At 50.6% G+C, this 13,684-nt stretch carries 14 protein-coding genes, 1 pseudogene and 1 riboswitch; of the genes and pseudogenes, 3 read left to right on the top strand and 12 right to left on the bottom strand.

The genetic code is table 11. The annotated features are described in order from the left end of the window. Positions 1-8: 8 nt before the first annotated feature. The 11 genes and pseudogenes from SB752_RS20630 to SB752_RS20580 all read right to left on the bottom strand — a co-directional run. Positions 9-317, bottom strand: a pseudogene (locus SB752_RS20630) (Nif3-like dinuclear metal center hexameric protein); the annotation flags it as partial. Between the two features lie 30 nt (positions 318-347). Then, positions 348-1,163 (bottom strand): ABC transporter permease, encoded by an 816-nt coding sequence (locus SB752_RS20625; protein WP_410717439.1) that lies wholly within the window; start codon positions 1,161-1,163, stop codon positions 348-350. Beyond that, complete coding sequence (locus SB752_RS20620; protein WP_410717438.1) at positions 1,160-2,146, bottom strand: ABC transporter ATP-binding protein; 987 nt, start codon at positions 2,144-2,146, stop codon at positions 1,160-1,162. Before SB752_RS20620 ends, SB752_RS20625 begins: the two co-directional genes overlap by 4 nt. Positions 2,147-2,161: 15 nt before the next feature. Beyond that, a complete protein-coding gene (locus tag SB752_RS20615) occupies positions 2,162-2,971 on the bottom strand; it encodes an ABC transporter permease (RefSeq protein ID WP_410717437.1) in 810 nt (269 codons plus the stop codon). Between the two features lies 1 nt (position 2,972). Beyond that, a complete protein-coding gene (locus SB752_RS20610; protein ID WP_410717436.1) occupies positions 2,973-4,049 on the bottom strand; it encodes an ArsR/SmtB family transcription factor in 1,077 nt (358 codons plus the stop codon). Between the two features lie 167 nt (positions 4,050-4,216). Beyond that, positions 4,217-5,548, bottom strand: a complete 1,332-nt coding sequence (locus SB752_RS20605) for a DUF4129 domain-containing protein (RefSeq protein ID WP_410717435.1) — start codon at positions 5,546-5,548, stop codon at positions 4,217-4,219. Further along, positions 5,545-6,738 carry a DUF58 domain-containing protein gene (locus SB752_RS20600; RefSeq protein ID WP_410717434.1) on the bottom strand — a complete coding sequence of 398 codons (1,194 nt, stop codon included), beginning with the start codon at positions 6,736-6,738 and terminating at the stop codon, positions 5,545-5,547. Before SB752_RS20600 ends, SB752_RS20605 begins: the two co-directional genes overlap by 4 nt. 4 nt (positions 6,739-6,742) lie before the next feature. Then, positions 6,743-7,681, bottom strand: a complete 939-nt coding sequence (locus SB752_RS20595) for an AAA family ATPase (protein WP_410717433.1) — start codon at positions 7,679-7,681, stop codon at positions 6,743-6,745. 70 nt (positions 7,682-7,751) lie between these two features. Then, a complete protein-coding gene (locus SB752_RS20590; protein WP_410717432.1) occupies positions 7,752-8,999 on the bottom strand; it encodes an MFS transporter in 1,248 nt (415 codons plus the stop codon). Continuing rightward, on the bottom strand, positions 8,986-10,044 hold the full coding sequence (locus SB752_RS20585) for an ArsR/SmtB family transcription factor (protein WP_410717431.1): 1,059 nt from the start codon (positions 10,042-10,044) through the stop codon (positions 8,986-8,988). Before SB752_RS20585 ends, SB752_RS20590 begins: the two co-directional genes overlap by 14 nt. Positions 10,045-10,190: 146 nt before the next feature. Further along, positions 10,191-11,495, bottom strand: coding sequence for a homocysteine synthase (locus SB752_RS20580; RefSeq protein ID WP_410717430.1), 1,305 nt, complete (start codon positions 11,493-11,495; stop codon positions 10,191-10,193). A gap of 93 nt (positions 11,496-11,588) precedes the next feature. After that, a riboswitch (SAM riboswitch) is annotated at positions 11,589-11,696 on the bottom strand. A gap of 123 nt (positions 11,697-11,819) precedes the next feature. Between SB752_RS20580 and SB752_RS20575 the strand changes: the two genes are divergently transcribed. From SB752_RS20575 to SB752_RS20565, 3 genes are all read left to right on the top strand, one after another. Beyond that, positions 11,820-12,059 carry a hypothetical protein gene (locus tag SB752_RS20575; protein WP_410717429.1) on the top strand — a complete coding sequence of 80 codons (240 nt, stop codon included), beginning with the start codon at positions 11,820-11,822 and terminating at the stop codon, positions 12,057-12,059. A gap of 128 nt (positions 12,060-12,187) precedes the next feature. Continuing rightward, on the top strand, positions 12,188-12,496 hold the full coding sequence (locus SB752_RS20570; RefSeq protein ID WP_103108085.1) for a rhodanese-like domain-containing protein: 309 nt from the start codon (positions 12,188-12,190) through the stop codon (positions 12,494-12,496). Between the two features lie 46 nt (positions 12,497-12,542). Continuing rightward, positions 12,543-13,169 (top strand): SCO family protein, encoded by a 627-nt coding sequence (locus SB752_RS20565; RefSeq protein WP_410717428.1) that lies wholly within the window; start codon positions 12,543-12,545, stop codon positions 13,167-13,169. A gap of 1 nt (position 13,170) precedes the next feature. Here the strand turns inward: SB752_RS20565 and SB752_RS20560 are convergent, their stop codons facing one another. Then, on the bottom strand, positions 13,171-13,506 hold the full coding sequence (locus SB752_RS20560; RefSeq protein WP_410717427.1) for a YqzG/YhdC family protein: 336 nt from the start codon (positions 13,504-13,506) through the stop codon (positions 13,171-13,173). Positions 13,507-13,684 lie beyond the last annotated feature (178 nt).

Below are 13,684 nucleotides of genomic sequence, written 5' to 3'. Positions count from 1 at the left end.
CTGCATCTGTTTGCGCACTCCATTAACAAGGGATGGTGCATAAATAACAGATCACCAGGCTGTGATTGTAAAAGGAAGCGCTCCAGCACATCATCAGAAGGAAAAACGGCAAGGAAAACGGTACGGACGGCTTCATGTCCCTCTAGCATGAAGCCATTAAACCGCTGAACAAACTCGTCTGTGAAAAAAGACCGCCAGTCAAAGCCGAACGGATCGTAAACCATGGGGATGAAGCGGGAAAAGGCCGGGTCAGCGCCCCATTCCTCCATGCGAAACAGCTTTTGCAGCTCTTGTCCGATTCGAATACGCGACTCCATATTTCCCGCCTCCTGTCTACTCATACCCCATTAATACATCACCATGTTCCCGGTTTCCTTCATATGCTTTTCGGCTTGCTTTAACAAAATGATCGTAGCGATGACAAGCAGCAGCAATACCGCCGCTAATAGCCCGACCTTGGGTGCAAGCGCCAGCAGTGTTTCCCCTTCCATCAACAGACCCCGGACAAGCTGAAGCGCGTACGTCAGAGGAAAGCAAAAGGATATGACCTTGGCCCACAGGGGAAAAGCCATCGGGGGGAGGCGAACCCCGGAGAAAATCAGCATCGGCTCATCCAGCACCGTATACAGAAAGCTCGCATCACGGGAAAACAGAAACAGAACCGAGAGAAAGCCACCCCAGACAACAGCCGATACAAGCAGGATGAGAAAGGCGAGGATCGGTGCCCACCAGCCGCTCGGATGAATGCCGCCTACGAAGAGTAAAGCCAGCAGGACAAAGCAAAAGAAAAGCCAGACGCCCTCGACGAGCGAGGAAAGCGAGCGTCCGTATAAAAAAGCGAGTCGGTTGACAGGGCTGATAAAAATCATTTCCATCGTTCCGGCTTGCCTCTCAAAGCTCATTTGCCAGGCGGATTGTACCAGACACCAGTAAAAGATATAGCCGAGATAGCCAGTCAGCAAAAAAAGCGGCAGCCGATCGGCAGCAACGAACCGGGCAAGCGGTGAATCTGGTCCCATACGAAAGGGGGCAAAGGAATAGTAGGCAGTCACAAACATGATGACAGGCCACACCAACAAGCTGAAATAGATCATTTTGCTGTGAAAGGAATGGCGATGTTCTTTTTGAATTTCCGCCCATAGATAGCTCGATAGCTGTCTCATGCTCCCCTCCGATCCGCCATGTGCAGGATGACGTCTTCAAGTGATGGCAGCTGGGTGTGCAGGCGAAGTACAGGAGAGTGGTGTGCTGCTAAAAGGGACAGGAGTGGCGTTGTCATATCATTTTCACCACGGAGTATGACCTCCCATGTCTTGTCGTCGGTTTCGGTTACCAGGCGGTGTCCGCCATAACGCATAACCAGCTGGCGCAGATCGTGATTCAGCGAATCCGAGAGCGCAGGAATGACGACATGCAGGGTCGTTTCCAGATTGAGCGATTTGGTTAGATTCGCAGGGGTATCGTGGGCGACCAGCTTCCCTTTGTTAATGATGTACACCTCGTCGCATAGCTCCTCAACCTCATGTATATAGTGACTGGTCAAAAGGATTGCCTTCCCTTGCTCCGACGCCAGCTCTTTTACATGCTTGCGCAATTGCCGGGCAATCGGGGCATCCAGTCCCAGTGTAGGTTCATCGAGGAACAAATAGCGCGGGTCATTAATCAAACCACGTGCGATTTGCAGGCGTTGCTTCATGCCTTTGGAATAACGCTCGACAGGTGTATCAGCTGCATCCATGAGTCCGACCTGTAAAAGCAAGGCATCGATCCGGTGCTTTAAGCCCTCGCCTCTGAGCCCGTAGAGACTGCCAAAATACTGCAAATTTTCCCGCCCGGTCAGGCGCCAGTACAGCATTCGTTCACCACCGGCAATCATGTTTACTTTTGATTTGACGAACCGATCGTCTTGAACTGCGTCATAGCCATCCACTGTGATCGAGCCGCTCGTTGGGGTCAGCAGAGTAGAGCACATTTTGATCGTCGTTGTTTTCCCCGCCCCGTTTATTCCGAGCAGCCCGATGATTTTTCCTGGCTCCATGCGAAAGGAAAGATCAGAAACCGCCTCTACCTCCGTCCATTTCCGCAATAGCCATCCGCTTTTCTCCTTTACCCGATAAACCTTTCTTACATTTTCCACGATGAGCATGATGTCGGCCTCCTTTTAGCCAAAGATAGATTCAACTACGCGTTTTTCCATTCGCCGCATACTCCATGTCCCAATCCATAGATAGACGAGGGAAAGCCCTGCCATATGAAACAGCTGCGGGGAAACAGCGATCAGCGGTTTGCCCTGGATCACACATTGGCGGAAAGCATCGAGGGCAGGTGCTAGCGGCATGATCTGCCCCAGCGGCTGTAGCCATTCCGGCAGATAGGGAATGGGAAAGGTCACGCCCGAAACGAATGCCATGATGACAAATAGCGTATTTTGCGTAATATACGTATCGCGAAAACGGAGCATAAGGCTGCCCAGTACGAGAGCCTGACAGAAAAAGGCGACCGTAGACAAAATCCAGACCAGAGCGGCACTCCAAACATTCGTATTGGCGAGTGTGAGGCCAAATAGGGCACCGACCACGAGAATCACCGAAAATTCAAACACCGTTCGCATTACCTGCTGGCAGACATTGCCCAAAAAGTACCCCCGGCGAGGGGAGGGAGTGAGGAGGAGCGCCTCTAATGTCCCTTCGCGAAGCTCAGTAATCAGTGAACGACTGACATTCATCAGAGTCGAGACTGCAAAAGCATAGAACGCCCCGCCTAAAATGGCGTAGGAGAGATAGTCGGACGAACCGGAAAGCTGAATGAAGCGATCATCCAGTTGTCCGGCGAACACGTAGTGATAGGCAAAAAAGGCAAAGAGCACGGTGTATACACCTGATAAGATATGGCCGATGACAAAAGACCACGGATAGGCGCGCAGCATCACCAGCGTATTGCGGATAAAGGTGGCTTTGGCAACTTGAAGCACGTTATTTCCTCCAATCGGGTAGAGTCAGTCCTGGCGCAGGCATATCAATAAATTCGTGCAAATCGACTGCCAGCTGTTCGAGGCGTGAGGTGATGCCGCAATAAAACACATAACGACCTCGCCGTTCGCTCCAGACAAAACCGGCATCAACCAGAAGCTTCAGATGCTTATTCACAGCAGGCTCACTAATCCCGTGCAGGTCTGCCAGCTGCTGTGTACAGTAAGGATGGTCGAGCAGCGATTTGAGGATGGCTGTTCGGGTAAGATCACCGAAAACCTTCATCTTCGTAATAAAATCAGCGGGAATGGCTGACTTGACTGCTGTCCCTGGGACATCGACGGGGAATCCTACGCTAATTTGATCGCCATAAATACCCAGCAAGAGATGGGGCGCAACGTAGGTAGATACACGCAGATGAATATGTGCGAGCTGCTGATAGGTAAAGGAATACGTTTTTGCCTTGTGAAAATGAATGGCGTCTTCATGTACGTGCATGCGAGGGTGCACCTGTGACAAAAAGCGGATCGGATCAGCGCCAATCAACTCTTGTGCCTCATGTACCGCGCGGACGAGCCACGGCTCGATGCGACGCTCCTCAGCCTGGAAGTAAGGGAGGTAGTCGTAGCAAAACTCCAGAAAGCTGCGTTTGGTTGACAATGGATGGCGCAAAAGCTCTCGATGCTCTGGCTTGAGCTGTTCAAACACATCATCGGTTCGTCCCTCCAGCCATTGCTTGATTTGCTTCGGATGATAGACGGGACCGATCATGGCTTCAGCAAACTCACTGGCGTCCAGGGCTTGGATGCGTTCCAGCCCTGCTTCAACAGAGTGCTGGTACATCTCTTCCCAAGGCATCAGGACGTCCATGATGTCAAGAAATTTGGAGGACATGGCAGAGAAGTAATGCAGCTTTTCCGTGAGTGGGCGGGGTAGCACAGCCAATGTTTCCTGCGCCCAGCCGAGACGCGTGACATGGTGCTCAGGGTTTTCGAGCACATGCAGGCTGAGAAAAAATTCATGACCGGGCACATACGCAATCGAGAGGTGCTTTTTGAGCCAGATCGGCAAATCCTGCATAATGAGTTCCTCCTTTCTTTTACGGTGTGATTTCTTCGATTAACCATTTGGTGAATCCATTTTTAGGGTAGGCAAAAGTGAAGAGATTATGCCGGAAGCTGTGCTGAATGTCAAGGAAAGAAAAACAACCGCTGCTCCGAAAAGCACGCGGTTGTGTAACAATCAAGCTATGTCTCGGTTTGTGGCGGCGAAATGGAACGAAGTGCTTGCACAGCTTCCTGCATGGCTTCCAGATCAGCGTCATGAAGCGATTGCTCCTGGTAGCGATACTGTTCGTAGTAGCCGGTAATTCGGGCTGCCAGCTCTACCCGGGTTGGATTCGGCAAAGGATGTTTCTGAATCCGACGCAAAAACTCCTGACTGGTCTCATGGCGATGAATCGTGAAGCCTTGCTTCGCCATTTCCTGCAAAAACTGAAAGTACGCATAGCGAGCAGGCTCCTCAGCTGGACCTACCGGTTTTTTAAACCAATGGGAGACATCCCATGAAGCGTTCTCCCCCTCGGGGGTGTTGGCGACAGAGGTATAGACTGTAGGAGAAGCTTCAGTAGCTTCCTGTTCACGGTCTTGACTTGCCTGATACCGCCTTTTCCACATGTATCTACCCAGAACAATCAGAAAAACGAGTATGACTGCACCGATCAAGTAAGGCTCCAAGAAGGAAAACAGAGGCTCACCCGTAGCGACCTGTTCGTGAGGCATTTCTTCGGCTTGCCCTGGATTGTTTAGCAAATCATTCACACGCTGGTCCTTGCCCATTTTCTCAGACAAGCCCTCGATCCATTCCGTCAGTTTTTGGAGCACGGGCTCGAGCAGAAAATAAAGTGCTGATCCGATGGGCCCTTTTAGCCATGACCACAGCAGCTGCAATAAACCAAGCAGGGCAGAGCCGACGACCAGATAAAGAGTAGTCAGAAGAAGGCGGGAGCCCAGCACCTGAGCTCCGAGGAGCCATTTTATCCGGGTAGGCAAGCGCACGGGTAAAGACTCCACACGCAAAACGTACGCACCCATGACTACGAGAAGATAGCTGCCGAGAATAAGGGCTAGCATTGAATAATAGGCGCCAGGGTCAAAGGTGTCAGGATGAGCAACGGAACCATACAGACCAGCTACAAGCTGCATCAAGCAAACCATCAGGGCCAGGACAAACCGCCTCTGCAAGCTAGCGTGCCCTATACCGTCAGCGGAAACGGAATGGATTCGCCAATAAAAGATTCCTGTCAACAGTAAAGCGACCAGCCAGGAGCCAAACATGTAAAAACTGAACAGCCCGACGCAAGCGACAGTAGGGTAGAGCAAAAGATGAAAAAGCAGACTGCGACCACCACCATGGTAGAGCCAGCTTCCAGCTACGAGCAGTAGCAAAGCGATCACACAAAAAGTGAGCATGGGCATAAGTCCAGCAGACATCCAGCCAAGCATCATCAAGCTGCCGCCGATCAACAAGGCTTCTAGCCAAAAAGCAAGCGTCCAGCGGCTTATCATGGAGAGCGTCATCTCGCAATCACTCTCCTTTTCTCAAAACGTCTCTTCGCTTCAAAACGGCGCAGTACCGCCTGCTCCTCAGATACATCAAGTACCGCAACGTTATGCCCACGTTGAAGCAAGCGCTCGATGGAGGCGTGAGTGTCATCGTCGAGTCTTGGTGTGACGAGCAGGATCGCTTCTTTTGCTGGGCTATCTTCGAGACGGCGCAGCAGGTGAGCGAGCGGGGTGGTGACGTAGTGGTGCATCTGAGCGAGCTGTGTCATCACGTGCAAATGATGGTTTTTCCCGCTTCCCGCCGGCAAATGGTAATGCTCGCGTCCCCGTTGCTTTACGGTGAGGAACAGCTCGTAGCCAAACGATTTCTTTCTGCACAGCACAGAGAGGGCCGCCAGACAAGAAATGGTACGTTCATTGACTGTATCATTGTGGCGCTGCAGCATTGGCTCATAAGAGGGGAGGATATGTCCCACGATTCGCCAGTTCGGCTGGGCGGTGTGCTCGAACAGTCGTGTCTTAAATGAGCCTGTCTTGGCTGTTGCACTCCAGTGAATGTGCTTCATGCGGTCACCCGGTATATAAGGCCGTACCCCGCGCTGAAAGGTGACATCCTCTAGCTGCCTTTGACGAGAGAGTCTGCCTCCGTCCGGCTCTGTTTCGTTTAGTGAAAATGGGGGGAGAGGCAGCGGCAACGGATAGACCAGCAAGGAAAAAGAAAGGGGCATAGTCAGATCACTGCGTTCCTCTCCAAACAATGACAGGGACTCGGAAGCCGCCTCCGTCAGCCAAACAGTACCGCGTTTATGCGGGGTGAGCGTGAGGGTCCGGGTCGCACTCTGGCGCATGGGAAGATCAAAGCGAAGCCGAACGACTGTCCGCTGATTACTGACCTTCACCTCATCTGCCCCTTCTACTGAAACATGCTCAGGCAGCGAAAAGCGAATCCAGGTAGCGGGCAGCGGCAACCACGAATGATTGTGCAGGCGCACCGTTACATGGACTTCTGTTCCCGGCATGACTCGGTATTGATCAGAGGACCATTCCAGCTTTACCCACCTCGACATTGACGAGAGCCACCAGCCTTGCATTGCAGGCATGAAAAAGAAGAAGCCGCCAAACAGCCAGAGAAACCAGCTGCCGGAAAACAGGGCAAAGAGCAGCAAGAGAAAGCCGATGACATGAAAGGTTTGCTTTGTGTTCATTTCGTTACACGCTTTCTTCCACCGGAGCAGGCACACTTGTCAAAATTTGCTCGACTACTTCCTGCTCGGTTACATGCAGCTCAGCCTCGATCGATAGTCGAATGCGGTGAGTGGTGAGACTCGGAAACACTTCTTTGACATCGTCTGGCAAAACATAAGAGCGACCCGCCAAAAAGGCAAACGCCTGTGCCGAGCGCAACAATGCGAGCATAGCGCGTGGGCTGATTCCGACTTCAACTGAGCGATGCGAGCGCGTAGCTTCTGTCAGATCGATCACATAATCTTCTACGGCTTGGCTGACGTGAACCGCCGCGACTTCCTTTTGCAATGCAGCGATTTGTTCCACTGTGATGACTGGATTTACCTGCTCCAGAGGGGATTCACTGCGGAATCGCTTCAAAATTTCCTTGGAATCCGCGCGTGTACCATAGCCGAGTGACAGCTTGAATAAGAAACGGTCTAACTGCGCTTCTGGCAGAGGGTATGTCCCTTCGGATTCAATCGGATTTTGGGTGGCAATCACAAGCAGCGTAGAGGGCAATGGCAAGGTGATGCCTTCGATCGTTACCTGACGTTCCTCCATGCACTCCAAAAGTCCAGATTGGGTGCGAGGAGTAGCCCGATTGATTTCATCTGCGAGCAGAACATCCGCAAAAACGGGACCTTTGCGTAGTTCAAATTCGCTTGTTCGCTGGTTGAAAACATGCAGCCCCACCACATCGGAGGGCAAAAGATCTGCAGTAAATTGCAGGCGATTGTAGCTGCCACCGATTGCCTGCGCCAATGTTTTGGCGAGCACTGTTTTCCCCATGCCGGGTAAATCCTCAAGAAGGACATGACCCCGTGCCAAAAGGGCGGTGACCAGCAAACGAATTTGTTTTTCTTTTCCGACAATGACATGGTTGACGGTAGTAAGCAGTGAATCTAGAGAAGGATGGGCCATCGTAATTCTCCTTTATATCAGTAAAAGTGCTGGTGAAAAAAACTTTTCTGTACCGTCTAAAAAACTTCTATTAAAAAGTGCCCGTTCCTTCATCGACTTTCCGCAATAAAGATTTTTTTGCAAATTTTTGAAATCCAAGCCCGAATAAGGAGGCACCTACGATGAGCAGGCCCATTCCCATAAAGAGCGGGCGAATCCCTACTGTGTCGCCGAGCTGACCACCTACCCAGACTCCGAGAGGCATGGTCGCGCGGAGGATCAAAAGCCTGACCGAAAAGACTCGCCCCATCAGGTGGGGAGGGACAGAGCGCTGATACAGGCTTGTGCTGTGAACGTGAAAAAAGGGCGCAAAAATACCCGCTAATACTTCGATTGCAATCGCCAGCCACAGATTGTGTGTGAAGCCCAGCGCTATAAATGTCGCGCCTCCAATCGCTAGCGAGCCTAGCATGAGAATGTGCTGCTCGATTCGCCCACTCAGCCGTGGGATGACGAGTGAGCCAAGCAAATAGCCAAGTGGATATCCAGCTAGAAAAAGTCCAACGTGAAAGGAGGAACCAAGTAGCTCACCGGTAATGTACGGGAGGTTGAGAACCAAGGTAATGCCTACAGCGAATTGAACGAGAGCTGCGTAAATGCTAAGCCAAAAGAGAAGCGGCTTTTCATAAAAAACAGCAAGTCCTTCCCGAAACATAACTACCCACGATTGCGATCGGGGAGCTTCCACAGTTTGGCTTTCACACAGTAGCAAAAGTCCGCCACTCAGAGCATAGCCAAGTGATACCAAGCCGATTACAGCTGTGCCTCCGATCCATGCTACAAGCAGTCCACCCAGGGGAGGTCCCGCGATCATTGCAATTCGCAACGCGCTGTCCAAATAGGCATTTGCCTGCACCAGACTCTCCCCTTTGACAATAGAAGGCAAGAGTGACTGGCTGGCAGGAACATAGAGCGGCTGGATCAGACCGTTGAACAAAGAAATGAGATACAGCGGCCAAAGGGCTTCAGGCTGGATGAGGATAACCCCGAATGTGAGGAAAAACACGCCGCTTCTCATCCATTGCGAAAAGACCATGACACGCTTTTTGTCGAATCGATCGAGATAAGGACCAATAATCAGCTGCAAAACTAGCGAGGGCAAGAAGTAGAGGAGCCACATCCCGCCAACAGCGGCCTCGGAGCCTGTAGCCTGGTAGATCAACCAGCTTGAAGCCAGCGTACCAAGTGAAGCCCCCAGCTCTGAAATCAATTGACCGAACAAAATCAGGCGATACGATCGTAAACGCCAGACGGAAACGGGCTGTTCAGCAGTTATCATCGGCCATATCCCCCAAAAATTGCTGCAGCAGGACGGGCATTTTATCCAATGCTTTGCGCTTGAATCTGTATTTGTTCCCTTTTCCCTCGACGAGGTGAGCGGAGCGCAAAAGAGACAGATGGTGATGTACAGTAGACTTGGCAACGCCTAATCTCTCAGTCATTTCTTGCAGACTCATCTCTTTTTCCGAAAGCATTTTGACCAGGCGCAGGCGGTACTCATCTCCCAGTACCTTCAACGTTTGCACCAGCATCTGGGACGGACGATACGGGTCAGCAGTGTCATGCAGGCTCTCGTCAGCTACCGGATAGTAAAAAATCTTGGTCCCCGCGTCATTGGCGTGAATGGTCCAAGGGCGGTATATGATTTGGGGGATGAGCAGCACACGGGTAATAGCGGGTTCCGGCGGATAGCTGCCATGTGTCGCCCACTCGACAAAAGCTTCGGCAGAAAGCCTTTCCTGCATCGCTTTTTTATGTCTGCAGTCACGCTCCAGAATACTGCTGATTTCAGCTTCCCGCGGCTTCACGTGTGTGTTGTACCAGCCCTCTATCAGAAGCAGCAAGTGGCTACGCAGCTTCTCCGGCTCGGTGGAGCCAATGTGAGCGATATAGGCCGGGAAAAAGAGGTGAGAGCGACAGGCATTCTGGAGTGCGTAAATCGCTGAGTCACTTCCACGTGCGGCCTTCTGACGCAGGTCTTGCAGCTCCTCGCCCAAATAGGGAAGAGCCTGATAACGCAGCTCCTCCGATGGCAACCCTTTGACATAGGAGAGAAAGGTGGACAGGTCAGAAAACGATTGCTGATGCAATAGTTGCAACAAGGTTTTCCACGTGTTGTTTTGTTTGGCATAGTCTAGCTCACGCAGGGTGACGGGATCGAGCTCATCCATAAGCTGTTGCCAATACTCTGCTGGCTGCTCCAGCGTCGGTCGAATGTCATCATAAGTGACAGCTGCAATACCGAGTGCCGCTTCAAAGAGAGGGGAAAACGACAGCTCGAGATGATAGGTTGTGCGTTCTGTGCCAATATTTAATAGGTTCATGTCTGGATACCCTTTCCAAATGAAATGATAGGTTGATTATAAAATATTCGAATATCATATTCAATGTTTTTCGAATTTAATCGAAACGCACATGAAAAAGCACGTAACTCTCTTAACGAGTTACGTGCTTTTTGGGCGGTGTTCAATTAGCTGACAGTGGAAAGCTCAGTTGCTTTTTTCAATGCCTGCTCCAGATCGCCAATAATATCCTCAATCGCTTCTGTACCGATCGAGAGGCGGATCAGCCCAGGTGTTACACCTGCTGCAGCCTGCTCTTCTTCATTCATTTGTTGATGCGTGGTGCTCGCTGGGTGAATGACGAGCGACTTGGAATCGCCCACGTTTGCCAGATGGGAGAATAGCTTCACAGATTCAATCAGCGTCTTGCCTTCTTTTACGCCGCCGCGAATACCAAAGGTAAGGATTGCGCCAGCTCCTTTTGGCAAATACTTTTGCGCAAGGGCATGATCGGCATCGCCCTCCAGACCAGGATAGCTAACCCATTCAACCGCTGGATGGTTCTGGAGGAACTTCGCCACTGCGAGAGCGTTTTGGCTATGGCGCTCCATGCGCAGATGCAGTGTTTCGAGTCCCTGCAGGAACAGGAAGGAGTTGATAGGAGCTACAGCAGCACCGATGTCACGCTGAAGCTGTACGCGAGCTTTGATGATATAAGCCAGCGGGCCCACAGCCTCTGTATAAACGACGCCATGATAGCTAGGGTCTGGAGTCGTCAAGCCAGGGAATTTACCGTTGCTCCAGTCAAATTTACCGGAGTCAACAATGATACCGCCGACTGCTGTACCATGACCGCCAATGAATTTGGTGGTGGAGTGGACGATAATATCAGCACCATGCTCAAATGGACGGCACAGGATTGGGCTGGCAAAGGTATTGTCAACAATCAGCGGAACGCCGTTTTCGTGAGCGATATCGGCAATCGCTTGCAGATCGGCTACATTGATGCGTGGATTGCCGATGGTTTCGCAAAAGAGTGCTTTGGTGTTTTCGTTGATCGCTGCACGGAAGTTCTCAGGATTGGACTGGTCTACAAAGTGAACCTTGATTCCGAGGCGTGGAAGAGTATGAGCAAACAGATTGTACGTACCGCCGTACAGGCTGCTGGACGCTACGATCTCATCTCCTGCATGCGCGATATTGAGAATGGCAAACGTAATGGCTGCCTGACCAGACGCTGTCGCCAAAGCACCTACGCCGCCTTCCAGAAGAGCGACACGTTTTTCAAAAACGTCCTGTGTCGGATTCATGATCCGTGTATAGATATTGCCCAATTCTTTCAAAGCGAACAAATTCGCTGCATGCTCTGTATCACGGAAAACATAGGAGGTCGTTTGGTAAATAGGGACAGCACGTGAGCCTGTTACAGGGTCAACCTCTTGTCCCCCATGGACTGCAAGTGTTTCTGGCTTCCATTGTTGTTGATCCGACATCATCATCTCTCCTTTTTCTATGGTAGAATGAATGCAATAAAAAACGGAGCCATTCTCCTGAGAAGAAGAAGGCTCCGGTCATGCGCGGGCTTGCGTTCATCTCTCAGAATCTATGGATTCTGCAGGAATTGGCACCGCGCATAGGCATATGCTGGTTGCCGGGTTTCATAGGGCCTGTCCCTCCACCGCTCTTGATGAATAAGTGTGTCAGTTATTGTTGTCACAATTGTATGAAAAACAATGCTTGGCTGTCAATCTTTAATTATGAGTTATCAGGGTGGAATAGAGGATATTTTATCGCGGACGCTGGAGGAGGAATCGAGATTGCAGGATGAACCTACAACAAACCAACAGAAAATAGCGAAGAGAATCGCGTTGATCGTTCTCAACCTGTTTTGTTATGGGCTTGTCATCTATTACGGTATTTTTGTCATCGAAAACGGAAGCGGACTCAGAGAAATCAACGAGTTTGGAAAATGGATGTTTATGCTCGTCTGTCTGCTGCTGGCATCCCTCTACGGTACGCTTCGCATCGTGACATGGATTCGTGAAGGGAAGATATAGAACCGTCACAAATTTGCCTTTGGACGTTCACACTCCGCTGTGGGACCCGTTAGAAATGAGTAATTCCGTATGATATGATGAGAGTTGATCATGATGCGTGTAATGTACATATAGGAGGATAAATGACCATGGAAAATAGCGTAAAGGAAATTACACCTCAGCAGCTTTTGGAGAAGCTGGAGGCAAATGAAAATGTACAAGTGATCGACGTACGCGAGCTGGAGGAGTGGAATTCTGGTCACATTAAACAGGCAAAGCTCATCCCGCTTGGTTTTTTACCGCATCGACTAGAGGAACTGGATAAAGACACTCCGATTGTGATGGTGTGCCGCAGCGGTGCACGCAGTCACTCAGCTACGGAATATTTGAGTGCACAAGGCTATGACGTGGCGAATATGGTAGGCGGAATGCTGGCATGGCCTGGTGAGAAGGAATAGGCATACATAGAGAAAAACGTTTGGGAAAGCAGGGGAGGAAGCATTCGTGAGTGAAGGCGCACAGCCACAACAGGCATCCGGGCTGCAAAAGCACTGGTTTACTGTGTTGGCAGGAATTATTATTCTGGCAATCGTTGGGGTGTTTGGCTACAAGTACATGGCGAGAGAACAAATTCCCGTTATGAAGCCGCTCCAGGACTTTTCCTTGGATAACAGCAACGGGTCTGCCTTTACTTTTTCAGAAGGAAAAGGGAAGGTCCGCTTGGTTGAATTTATGTTTACCAATTGTCCCGATATTTGTCCGGCGACTACCTACAACATGTCTAAGTTGCAGGATCAGTTAAAAGAAAAGAACCTGTTTGGAAATAAGGTAGAATTCATCTCCATTACGTTTGATCCTGATTTCGATACAGCTGAGGTCTTGCAGCAATACGCGGATAAATTTAAAGCCGACCAAAGCGGCTGGCAGTTCCTGCGTGGGGATGCACAGGCTGTAGAAAAAGTGACCAAGGACTTCGGAATTGCGGTTTTGAAGCAGCCAGATGGCACGATCGCCCATACTGCTCGCATGTTCCTCGTCGATGGTGACGGAAACATGCGTCGCGCGTATGGGATGGCAGCCGATATGGACATGGATCAGATGATGAAAGAAATGGTACAGCTAGCCGACTAGCTCATCGTGTTTCTTCATAAGTGATACGCACCATTTTTTCCGTTTTGGTTTCAAATTCAATATGAACGAGTAGCGCCCACCTGCGATTGCCCTCCTGGAGCAAAAGCTTAAACGTCTCCTCAGACGTGGTGGGCGTTTTCTTTATGCGTCCGACGTGCAAATAATCAACGATTTGAGCGTGAGGATGCTTTTGCTTTGTTTGCTGCATGGCGATTCTGCCCCATTTGGCATAAGGGGGCTGGGCTTCGGCAGGTGGAGCTAAAGACAAGCTCATCAGAAAAACGATCAGGACCGAAGTGAAAGAGATAATACGCGGGAATCTGGAAAAGACAAGCATACAGGGCACCTCCGACACAGGAAATATCGTACCGCTACGAAATAGTGTGTGCACAAACAACAAAAAGTTCATCTGGTCGGTTCTGACAGCGTGCCAGCTTGCTTTTCACCTCTATGGTTAGGTACAATTTTCCAGTCGATAATAAATACCAATTACTTAATATGTGTAGAATGGTGAG

This window comes from Brevibacillus sp. SIMBA_040, assembly GCF_046535075.1.
Classification (GTDB): domain Bacteria; phylum Bacillota; class Bacilli; order Brevibacillales; family Brevibacillaceae; genus Brevibacillus.
Note: the sequence above shows the minus strand (reverse complement) of the source record. Positions and strands in the feature narration are given on the sequence as shown.

Excerpts from the sequence above, each read along its gene's own strand:
- SB752_RS20625 (WP_410717439.1), bottom strand. The coding sequence starts at position 1,163 with ATGAGACAGCTATCGAGCTATCTATGGGCGGAAATTCAAAAAGAACAT.
- SB752_RS20620 (WP_410717438.1), bottom strand. The coding sequence starts at position 2,146 with ATGCTCATCGTGGAAAATGTAAGAAAGGTTTATCGGGTAAAGGAGAAA.
- SB752_RS20610 (WP_410717436.1), bottom strand. The coding sequence starts at position 4,049 with ATGCAGGATTTGCCGATCTGGCTCAAAAAGCACCTCTCGATTGCGTAT.
- SB752_RS20605 (WP_410717435.1), bottom strand. The coding sequence starts at position 5,548 with ATGACGCTCTCCATGATAAGCCGCTGGACGCTTGCTTTTTGGCTAGAA.
- SB752_RS20600 (WP_410717434.1), bottom strand. The coding sequence starts at position 6,738 with ATGAACACAAAGCAAACCTTTCATGTCATCGGCTTTCTCTTGCTGCTC.
- SB752_RS20595 (WP_410717433.1), bottom strand. The coding sequence starts at position 7,681 with ATGGCCCATCCTTCTCTAGATTCACTGCTTACTACCGTCAACCATGTC.
- SB752_RS20590 (WP_410717432.1), bottom strand. The coding sequence starts at position 8,999 with ATGATAACTGCTGAACAGCCCGTTTCCGTCTGGCGTTTACGATCGTAT.
- SB752_RS20585 (WP_410717431.1), bottom strand. The coding sequence starts at position 10,044 with ATGAACCTATTAAATATTGGCACAGAACGCACAACCTATCATCTCGAG.
- SB752_RS20580 (WP_410717430.1), bottom strand. The coding sequence starts at position 11,495 with ATGTCGGATCAACAACAATGGAAGCCAGAAACACTTGCAGTCCATGGG.
- SB752_RS20570 (WP_103108085.1), top strand. The coding sequence starts at position 12,188 with ATGGAAAATAGCGTAAAGGAAATTACACCTCAGCAGCTTTTGGAGAAG.
- SB752_RS20560 (WP_410717427.1), bottom strand. The coding sequence starts at position 13,506 with ATGCTTGTCTTTTCCAGATTCCCGCGTATTATCTCTTTCACTTCGGTC.